Annotated in this window: 9 protein-coding genes; 4 read left to right on the top strand and 5 right to left on the bottom strand. The window is 60.1% G+C overall.

Features of this window, described 5'->3' with window-relative positions; all coding sequences use genetic code 11:
- From ACTJLA_RS24260 to ACTJLA_RS24250, 3 genes are all read left to right on the top strand, one after another.
- Window positions 1-1,442: RHS repeat-associated core domain-containing protein (locus ACTJLA_RS24260; RefSeq protein WP_440842290.1), on the top strand; the 1,442-nt coding region annotated here is incomplete at its 5' end.
- Complete coding sequence (locus ACTJLA_RS24255) at window positions 1,439-1,843, top strand: Imm50 family immunity protein (protein WP_034126716.1); 405 nt, start codon at window positions 1,439-1,441, stop codon at window positions 1,841-1,843. The genes ACTJLA_RS24260 and ACTJLA_RS24255, both read left to right, overlap by 4 nt.
- A 116-nt stretch (window positions 1,844-1,959) precedes the next feature.
- The gene (locus ACTJLA_RS24250; RefSeq protein WP_054921817.1) at window positions 1,960-2,322 is read left to right on the top strand and encodes an Mpo1-like protein; all 363 of its coding nucleotides are present in this window, start codon (window positions 1,960-1,962) and stop codon (window positions 2,320-2,322) included.
- A gap of 9 nt (window positions 2,323-2,331) precedes the next feature.
- On the opposite strand, the gene ACTJLA_RS24245 is transcribed toward ACTJLA_RS24250, so the two are convergent.
- The 3 genes from ACTJLA_RS24245 to ACTJLA_RS24235 all read right to left on the bottom strand — a co-directional run bounded on the left by ACTJLA_RS24245 (window position 2,332) and on the right by ACTJLA_RS24235 (window position 4,300).
- Window positions 2,332-3,129 carry an acyl-CoA thioesterase gene (locus tag ACTJLA_RS24245; RefSeq protein WP_034126715.1) on the bottom strand — a complete coding sequence of 266 codons (798 nt, stop codon included), beginning with the start codon at window positions 3,127-3,129 and terminating at the stop codon, window positions 2,332-2,334.
- 89 nt (window positions 3,130-3,218) lie between these two features.
- Window positions 3,219-3,980, bottom strand: coding sequence for a CHAD domain-containing protein (locus ACTJLA_RS24240; RefSeq protein WP_314548374.1), 762 nt, complete (start codon window positions 3,978-3,980; stop codon window positions 3,219-3,221).
- 41 nt (window positions 3,981-4,021) lie between these two features.
- A complete protein-coding gene (locus tag ACTJLA_RS24235) occupies window positions 4,022-4,300 on the bottom strand; it encodes a hypothetical protein (RefSeq protein WP_003189839.1) in 279 nt (92 codons plus the stop codon).
- Window positions 4,301-4,516: 216 nt separating this feature from the next.
- On the opposite strand from ACTJLA_RS24235, the gene ACTJLA_RS24230 reads away from it, so the two are divergent.
- Window positions 4,517-5,554 carry a patatin-like phospholipase family protein gene (locus tag ACTJLA_RS24230; RefSeq protein ID WP_054898472.1) on the top strand — a complete coding sequence of 346 codons (1,038 nt, stop codon included), beginning with the start codon at window positions 4,517-4,519 and terminating at the stop codon, window positions 5,552-5,554.
- Window positions 5,555-5,669: 115 nt separating this feature from the next.
- On the opposite strand, the gene ACTJLA_RS24225 is transcribed toward ACTJLA_RS24230, so the two are convergent.
- On the bottom strand, window positions 5,670-6,359 hold the full coding sequence (locus ACTJLA_RS24225; RefSeq protein ID WP_034126713.1) for a response regulator: 690 nt from the start codon (window positions 6,357-6,359) through the stop codon (window positions 5,670-5,672).
- A gap of 140 nt (window positions 6,360-6,499) precedes the next feature.
- Window positions 6,500-9,142, bottom strand: coding sequence for a sensor histidine kinase (locus ACTJLA_RS24220; protein ID WP_072446709.1), 2,643 nt, complete (start codon window positions 9,140-9,142; stop codon window positions 6,500-6,502).
- Window positions 9,143-9,177: the final 35 nt, after the last annotated feature.

Here is a 9,177-nt window from a genome sequence, read left to right as displayed (position 1 = left end):
GTGAAGTGCTCACCTCACATCTGTTCAAGAGCGGCCGCGAGCATCAGCGCCAGCAAGGCCAACTGCTCAGCCACTACCACCACGACGACCAGAATCGTCTGCACGCCCACGCCGTTACGCAGCAGCAAAACTATTTCTACCAACGCCAATACGACTACGACAAAACCGGCAACCTTACCCGCCTGCTCGACACCCGCAAAGGCGAACACCTTTACCGCTACGACCCGCTAAACCGCCTGACCCGCGCCGACCACTCCCAGGACGTACAGGAACGCTTCGCCCACAACCCCGCCGGCAACCTGCTGATGCAAGACCGCCCCGGCCCGGACATCGTCGCGGCCAACCGCCTGATGATCCAGGGCGACCGGCACTATGACTACGACGCCTTCGGCAACCTCATCCGCGAACGACGCGGCAAGGGCCAGCAACTCGTCACAGAGTACCGCTACGACTGCCAGCATCGGTTAATCGGCATCACAAAACCGAACGGCGAAACCGCCAGCTATCGCTATGACCCGTTTGGGCGGCGTGTCAGCAAAACCGTGGAGGGCAAAACCACGGAATTTTTCTGGCAAGGCGACAAGCTGATAGCCGAACACCATGCAGAGCGCCATCGCAGCTATCTCTACGAGCCCGACAGCTTCCGCCCCTTGGCCCTGTTGGAAGGTTTCGGCCCAAAAGAAACCAAGCCCTACCACTACCAACTCGACCACCTCGGCACCCCGCAGGAACTGACCGACACCGAAGGCGAAATCGTCTGGTCCGCCCACTACCGCGCCTACGGCCAGATCGCCCGGCTCGACGTGGGCAAAGTCGACAATCCACTGCGGTTTCAAGGGCAGTATTTCGATGCGGAAAGCGGACTGCACTACAACCGCCATCGCTACTACAATCCGGATATTGGTCGCTACCTGACGCCGGATCCGGTGAAGTTGGCGGGTGGGATCAACGGGTACCAATATGTGCCCAACCCTACGGGGTGGGTTGATCCTCTAGGGTTGAGCGCAAATTGTCCTGGCTCAGGAAAGAAAAAACCGATCTGCTCTTTGCCTGCAGAACCGGATATACCTGATGTCTCTCGTAAAGGGGCGTTCAGGCAAGCAAAAAGGGATGCCAATGTACCTATGACTCAAAACCCCGATGTGATGACACACCCGAACTCAGGAAGAACGACACAGTACAAAATAGAAAAAATGACTGATTTGAATGATGACAATATATTGGATGAAAGCGGTAGAACCATAAATTCAAGGGTTTATCAATTCACGAGAGCAGACGGCTCGAAGGTTCTTATTCAGGACCATTCTGCCGGGCATAAATTCGGCAGACCAGACGGCATAGGTGACCAAAAAGCGCATTTCAATTTGCGACCAATAGACAAGCCTCGAAACGGAACCGTAGACGGCGGCAAGGACCATTACAACTTTAGGAGAAGTCGATGAAATACTGGAACGAACTTGATCATAATATTTTTTTTGAAAAAATTTTTAGCACGCCTGTAGAAATCGGCCAAATTGCTCTTTTTTCTTTGCAAATAGAAAATGATCGACCTTCTGTGGGATTAGGATTCGACATACCCGAATTTCCAGATACTTTGCCAAAAAAATGGGAAGGGAAAGGCTATAACACCTGCAGAATGGGCATCGATTGCCATGGCATTCGCGAATTAAAAATACACAACATCCCCATTAAAGAGGTGTTTCTTGTTGATATCACTAAGCAAAATGATCTTTTTCATTTCCAAGCAAAGAATGAAAATTCTCTAATTGAATTCAAGGCTAAATTCATTTCACTTTGCGATCCGAATGTATACATAAATGGTCCAGACGATTATTTTTTCTAGATAGAGCAAAAATCGCATAATTACTATGAGCCCCATAGCCAGCCCCAATTCGCCACCTCGCCCACCTCAACCTAAACTCTGTTCAAGTTGTTTCAACGGACAGAGGATTCTCCACCATGGGCAAACGTCACCCCAATCTCCCCGCCTGGCAATGGCGTCAGTACCCACAGAACCATCAGCACCCAACCAACCTGGCGTTGCACCTGATTGCCGTGCCGCTGTTTATCGTCGGTTTCCTGCTGATCGTGTCGGGCGTGTTCAGCCTTAGCCTGGCCAGCTTCGCGGTCGGTGTCATTGGCATTGTCGCGGGCCTGGCGTTGCAGGGTCACGGCCATAGCCTGGAAGCCCAGGCCAGTGAGCCGTTCAGTGATCGCAAAGATGCGGTGCAGCGCCTGGTGGTCGAGCAGTTCGTGACCTTCCCGCGCTTTGTGCTCAGCGGTGGCTGGTGGCGCGCCTGGCGGCAGCGGCACCACCACTGACCGGCGGGTTCAGGCGAACACCACCACGGTCTGACGGCTGAGGGCGATCAACTCGCCGGTCGGGCTCCACAAGGCAGCGGCAGCGTGGCCATAGCCGTCGCGGGCGTGTTCGATATTGACGTGATACTGGCACCAGTCGAGCGTAGTCAGGTCTTGCAACGGCTGGATGAACTCGATGGTCCAGGTCAGGGTGCTGCCCGGCGCGGGCTTTTTCAGGTGTGGCAGCAACGCCGGTGGCCAGGCGTCGACCAGGGCGAGGATATGCGCCTCGGTCAGTGGCTCCTCTTTCACATCCCCCCGCAACCGTACCCAGCCGCCCATGTCGCGGGATTTATTGCCGGTAAACGGCAGGCCACCGACACTCCAGCGCATCGCCAGATGCCGCATGAATTCGGGGGTAACACCCTTGATATAGGGCAGTTCCTGGCACTCATCCCAATGTTTGAATACCGGTGGCGGCTCACTTGCCACGTCAATTTCGGAGGGGCGAGAGGCGCCAAAACTGGCCTGGACCAGGGTCGCCACTTCACCGTTCTGCACCACGCGCCCCAGCAACTGGCTGACCGCCTTGCCTTCGCGCAGCACTTCGACTTGATAGCTGGCAGTTACATCCGGCGCTACCGGGCCGACAAAGGTGATGGCCAGCGAGCGCAGCGGTCGGTCCGCCGGCACCTGGGCGCGCAGCGCCTCGTACTGCAAGGCAGCGACCAGCCCGCCAAAGGTGGCCCGGCCCTGGGCCCATTCGGCAGGGATGGTGACATCCAGCGGATTGCTACGGGCAGCGTCGAGCAAATCACTAAAGCGCATGGCGACCTCACATCAAGAAAATCGTGGAGGAATCTTAACCATCGAATTGCACAGGCACAGCGCCCATTCCGGCCAAAAACCGGACCGGTTTAAAAACACTCGGCGCTGAGCGTGTCCAGCACACGGTCGGCCTTGCCTTGCGCCTTGAGCATGGTGCGCTGCCACACTGCTACGCAGGGTTGCAGGTCTGGCTCATGGCCGGCCTGGGCCAGCCACTGCCAACAGTCGTGCCAGTCACCCAGCGCGCTCTGGGCTTTCTTCAAGTGCGACAGGGCGTCGGTGGGTAATTTGTCCAGCTCGGGATACGCCTCGGCGGCATAGCGCACACGCTTGATCAGCAACCGTAGCCGGTGGCGGTCATGATCGGGGTCCTTCAAGGCGCCATCGAGTGCCTGCCATTGCTTGGCCAGGCGTTTCTGGATGCGCGGGCGCAAGCCCTTGAGCAGTTTCTGATGCTGGGACGCGCGGATAAACCGTGGGAACGCATCCAGAATCAGCAGCAAGTGCGCCAGCTCCGGGCTTTGCGCCACCTGGCGATAAGCCTCGGGCTGCAGACGCAGGCGTCGATCAGCCGCGTCGTGATAACCGTGCTGATGCAAATACGCCGCCAGCACCTCTCGGTCGCGTAGCGGCGTAGTCAGTTGGCCAACCGTGCTGGCGGCCAATTCAAGCTGTTCGACACCGGGCAGCCCGCGCAACGGGCGCAACAGGCTGCGCAGGCGGCGTACCGTTGTGCGCAAATCATGCAAGGCTTCATCGTCAGTGACGGCGGCGAGGCGAGCCTGGCAGCTCAGTAACCCTACTTCCAGGCCAATGACCTGAGCGACTAACTGATTGACCAACGCTGACATCCTGCCCTCACTTTCCGATAAAAAATCCTATCCGCCCTGGGTTATCGCCCGGCGCGAGACTCACGAATGTAGAACCGCGCCTTTTCGGCCTTGTTGGAGCAACCCTCGAACGCTTCAAACTGCTGCTGAGTCTTGGCGCCAGTCAACAGCGACAAAGCCTTGGAGTAGCTGACAGTGCCAGCAAAACCTTCGGCCTTGGCCAGGTCCAGCTCTTTCCAGGCGGCGTCCAATTGCGAGCCACAGCTGTCGCGATACGCGGTTTTCCCGGCACAGCCAGCCAAGGCCAACACGATCACAGGCACACAGATCCAGGCTTTCATTGATGACACCTCAAATATACAAATTCAGTCGTAGCCTGTAGACGTTGCCTACAGGGAAAAGTGCCTTGTCCTTAGCCTGAAATCAGTAGTACCTATTGCCAGAGCATACCCGAGGCTGATCGCCAGCCTGGAAAAATATTGCGCGCTGTCAGCAAGGATTGAAGCAGGCCCCTTGATGGGTGCATTGTGGGCCCCTGTTTTGCGAAGGATCTGGCCATGAAGAAACGTGTTGCCTTAGTGCTGGGCTCCGGTGGGGCCAGGGGCTACGCCCATATCGGGGTGATCGAAGAAATCGAACGACGCGGCTATGACATCGCCTGTATCGCCGGCTGTTCCATGGGCGCCGTGGTGGGTGGAATCTACGCCGCCGGCAAGCTCGACGAGTACCGCAACTGGATCGAAAGCCTGGACTACCTCGACGTATTGCGCCTGGTAGATGTGAGCTTTCGCCTGGGAGCGATCCGCGGTGAGAAGGTGTTCGGGCAAATTCGCAAGATTGTCGGCGATATCAATATCGAGGAGCTGCGCATCCCCTACACCGCCGTCGCCACCGACCTCACCAACCAACAGGAGATCTGGTTCCAGGAAGGCTGCCTGCACCAGGCCATGCGCGCCTCAGCGGCCATCCCCAGCCTGTTCACACCGGTGATGCAGGGCAACCGCATGCTGGTGGACGGCGGCCTGCTCAACCCGCTGCCCATCGTTCCGGTGGTGTCGAGCCATTGCGACTTGATCATTGCGGTCAACCTCAATGCCACCAACCAGAAACACTACCAATTGCCGGTGATTCCGCGCCCGCCGGCGTTCAAGAGCCGCTTCAACAGCCTGGCCAAGTCACTGGGCTCCCACCTGCCATTTCGCCGCAAGCAGGCCGAGCAGTTGATGAAGCTGGAACAAGAAGCCTTGCAGGCCCAGGCCGCCGAAATCAACCCGTGGCTGGAGTCTGCCGAACCCGAAGCCCAACAACCTGCCGCGGCGCCCGAGAAAGCCGGTGCACCGAAGTCGGCCACCGGCTCGTTCATCATCGACAACGTCGGGCCTGCCTCGTTGCTGGACCTGATCAACCAGAGTTTCGAGGTGATGCAAACCTCATTGGCACAGTACAAGATCGCTGGGTATCCGCCCGATGTGCTGATCAACGTGCCAAAGCGGGTGTGCCGGTTTTTCGAGTTCTATAAAGCGCCGGAATTGATCGCTTTGGGGCGGGAGATTGCCAGTGATACGTTGGATCGGTATGAGAGTGAGCAGAGTTGAGCGTGTAAGTGTTGCGGATGGCCTCATCGCGGGCAAGCCCGGCTCCCACAGGGAAATGCATTTCAGCTGTGGGAGCTGGCTTGCCTGCGATGGCGCCAGCACAGGCACCAAACGTTCAGGCACTTAGCAACCGATACCCCACCCCCGCCTCAGTCACGATAAACCGTGGCTGGGTCGGGTCATCCGCCAGCTTCTGGCGCAAGTGCCCCACCACGATCCGCAGGTAGTGGCTGTCCTCGGTATGGGTTGGCCCCCAGATGTCCTTGAGCAGTTGCTGTTGGGTAATCACCCGCCCCGGGTGGCGTGCCAACTGCGCCAGCACTGCGTATTCCTTGCGGGTCAGCGCCACTTCGGCACCGTCCAGCAAAACGCGGCGATAGGCCAGGTCGACCGTCAGCGGGCCAAAACTCAAGGCGGCTTCCTGAGCCTCTCCGGCCGGTGCCTGGCGCAACAGCGCACGCACCCGGGCAAGAAACTCCTGGATGCCGAACGGTTTGGTCACGTAGTCATTGGCGCCACCGTCGAGGGCCTCGACCTTCTGACCTTCGCTGGCCCGCACCGACAGCACCAGCACCGGCACGCTCGACCACTCGCGAAACTCGCGCAGCACCTGTTGGCCGTCCATGTCGGGCAGGCCCAGGTCGAGTACCAGCAGATCCGGTTTGCTCAAGGCCGCCTGCGCCAGGCCTTCGTTGCCGGTGCCGGCTTCGATTACCTTATAGCCTTGGGAAGCCAGGCTGATGCGCAGGAATTTGCGGATCTGCGGTTCGTCATCAATGACAAGAATCGTCGCGGTCTGGCTCATGGTGTCTCATTAAAACCCATTAAAAAAATCACCCTCTGTAGGAGCGAGCTTGCTCGCGAAAAACCTCTAGGCAACGCGTGCATTCAGGAAGCCATCATTATCGTTAACGACCTTCGCGAGCAAGCTCGCTCCTACAAGGTTTACTCCAGGGCAGGCTGTGTGGGCAGCGGTAAAAACAAGGTGATGCAGGTGCCCCGCCCGTCAATGCCATCGGCCACGCTGATATGCCCACCGTGCGCACCGACCATGCCCTGGCAGATCGCCAAGCCGAGGCCGGTGCCCTGCCCGCCTCGATCACCGCGGGCAGCGGTGTAGAACATGTCGAAGATCTTCGCACGCTCCTCCTCGGGAATGCCTGGCCCTTCATCCGCTACGGCAAAAAACAACTGCTCATCCTGCACGCCAGCGCGCAACTGCAAGCGGCCCTGGGGCGGCGAAAACCGTGCGGCGTTTTCCAGCACATTGACCAGGGCCTGCTCAATCAGCGCCGCATGCACATACAACAAGGGCAGTTCCGGCGGCACATCGGTGCTCATCTGCAACGGCGCCAGCACGGCGCGCAATCGCCCAAGGGCACTGCCGACAATATCGCCGGGCGACACCCAATCGCGTGCCAGTTTCAGCGCACCGTGGCCCAGGCGTGTCATGTCCAGCAGATTCTGGATATAACGGTCGAGGCGCTCGGCCTCATCGCGAGTGCCTTCGAGCAATTCGCGGCGATCCTCCAGGGGGATGGCTTCACCCAGGGCCAGCAGGCTGTCGATGCTGCCGCGCATGGAGGTCAATGGCGTGCGCAAGTCGTGGGACACCGACGCGAGCAAAGCGCTGCGCAGTTGTTCGGTTTCGCCGTGCAGGCGCGCCGATTCCAACTCCTGCCCCAATTGTGCCCGCGCCAGTGCCTGGGCCAGCGGTTGGCTCAACGCGGTGAGCAAGCGTCGACGTTGCCCGCTCAATTCCAGGCCAGGCTTGGCACTGACACCCAGCAACCCCAAGGGCCCCTCTTCACCCGACAGCGGCCACCACCACCAACGCCCAAACGGCAAGGTGCCGGTGCCCATGCCGGCCGGCTGATCATGCTGCCAGGCCCAATCGGCGGCGGCGCGTTCAGCTTCGGTGAGGGTCAACGGGCCACCGGTCTCGACCTTCCAGCCGCCCTGTCCATCGCGATTGACCAGGCACAGATCGAGCTCGTTCCAACCTTGCAGATGGTGGGCGGCGGCACTGATGACAGCTTGGCGGTCGGTGGCAGCGGTGAGCTTGCGCGACAGGTCGAGCAGTTCGCTGGTTTCTTCCTGGGTATCGCGCAACGCCTGCAGCTGGCGGCGCTGGCGTGCGGCGAGGTTGCCGGTCAACGCTGCCATCAACAGGAAGAACAACAGGGTCAACACGTCTTCTTCGCGCTGGATGGCGAAGGAAAAATTCGGCGGAATAAACAGAAAATCGTAAGTCAAAAACGACAGTGCCGCACACACCAGGGACGGCCCCAGGCTGCTGCGCACCGCCACCAACAGCACGGCGGCAAGAAACACCAGCGAGATGTTCGGCAGCGCCAACGCACTGGACACGGCCCAGGCCACTGCGGCAGCGGCGAGGGTCGCCACCACCGCCAAGGCGTAATCGAACCACACCAACCCGCGCATCTCCGGCAGGCGTGGCGGTGCAGGCATGTCATCGCTGTCGAGGACGTTGATTTCCAAGCCGCGGGCATTGCGCAACAGGCGTGCCGCCAAGCCGCCACCGAACAGGCGCCGCCGCCAGCGCATCCGTGACTGCCCTACCAGCACTAAACTGGCACGGCGTTCGGCGGCGTGCTGGATCAGGGTCTTGGCCACTTCCCCGGCGCGCAGCAACACCACTTCCCCGCCCAGCCGCTCTGCCAGTTGCTGGGCGTTTTGCAGGCGCAGGCGCGATTGCTCATCCCGCGCACGGCCGTTGTCGATGTGCACCAGGCTCCAGGGCAAATGCCGACGCTGAGCCACGCGGCTGGCATGGCGCACCAGGCGTTCGGCTTGGGCATCGCCATCCACACCGACCAACAGGCGCCCACGCACTGCCGGCGCGGCCTGGCCGAGTTGGCGGTAACCCTGGGCCAGGTCATCGTCGACGTGGGCGGCGGCGGTTTGCATGGCCAGTTCGCGCAGGGCCATGAGGTTGGTCTGGGTGAAAAACGCATCGATGGCCGCACGCGCCTGTTCGGGCACATACACCTTGCCGTCACGCAGGCGCTCGAGCAGCTCGCGAGACGGAAGGTCGATCAGCAGCAGTTCGTCGGCCTCTTGCAGCACCCAGTCCGGCAGGGTTTCGCGCACTTGCACGCCGGTGATACCACGCACTTGGTCGTTGAGGCTTTCCAGGTGCTGGACGTTGACCGTAGTGAACACGTTGATGCCGGCGGCGAGCAGTTCCTGGATGTCTTGCCAGCGTTTTTCATGACGACTGCCGGGAGCGTTGCTGTGGGCCAGTTCGTCCACCAGCACCAGCTTGGGCTTGGCGGCGAGCAGGCCGTCGAGGTCCATTTCTTCGAGCATCACGCCACGGTATTCGCTACGCAACAGCGGTTGTTGCGGCAGGCCGCTGAGCAAGGCTTCGGTCTCGGCGCGGCCGTGGGTTTCAACCACCCCAGCGATCAGGCGCACGCCCTGGCGCAGTTGGGTATGGGCCGCCTGGAGCATGGCGTAGGTCTTGCCCACACCGGGCGCGGCGCCGAGGAAGACTTTGAGCCGGCCACGGCCGTCCCGGGGCAGATCGGCTAACAGGGCATCGGCGCGGCCGGCGTCGCTCATGCTCGGGGGTTCCTTCAGGTATTGATAGAGAGTCT

The sequence above is a fragment of the Pseudomonas sp. 22072 genome (assembly GCF_052046095.1).
Lineage (GTDB): Bacteria > Pseudomonadota > Gammaproteobacteria > Pseudomonadales > Pseudomonadaceae > Aquipseudomonas > Aquipseudomonas paracarnis.
The sequence above is the reverse complement of the archived record's forward strand: the minus strand, read 5'-3'. Positions and strand labels throughout refer to the sequence as shown.

Bases quoted from the DNA above. Each gene is read 5' to 3' on its own strand.
- ACTJLA_RS24230 (WP_054898472.1), top strand. From the start codon at position 4,517: ATGAAGAAACGTGTTGCCTTAGTGCTGGGCTCCGGTGGGGCCAGGGGC.
- ACTJLA_RS24220 (WP_072446709.1), bottom strand. From the start codon at position 9,142: ATGAGCGACGCCGGCCGCGCCGATGCCCTGTTAGCCGATCTGCCCCGG.
- ACTJLA_RS24245 (WP_034126715.1), bottom strand. From the start codon at position 3,129: ATGCGCTTTAGTGATTTGCTCGACGCTGCCCGTAGCAATCCGCTGGAT.
- ACTJLA_RS24235 (WP_003189839.1), bottom strand. From the start codon at position 4,300: ATGAAAGCCTGGATCTGTGTGCCTGTGATCGTGTTGGCCTTGGCTGGC.
- ACTJLA_RS24250 (WP_054921817.1), top strand. From the start codon at position 1,960: ATGGGCAAACGTCACCCCAATCTCCCCGCCTGGCAATGGCGTCAGTAC.
- ACTJLA_RS24225 (WP_034126713.1), bottom strand. From the start codon at position 6,359: ATGAGCCAGACCGCGACGATTCTTGTCATTGATGACGAACCGCAGATC.
- ACTJLA_RS24240 (WP_314548374.1), bottom strand. From the start codon at position 3,980: ATGTCAGCGTTGGTCAATCAGTTAGTCGCTCAGGTCATTGGCCTGGAA.
- ACTJLA_RS24255 (WP_034126716.1), top strand. From the start codon at position 1,439: ATGAAATACTGGAACGAACTTGATCATAATATTTTTTTTGAAAAAATT.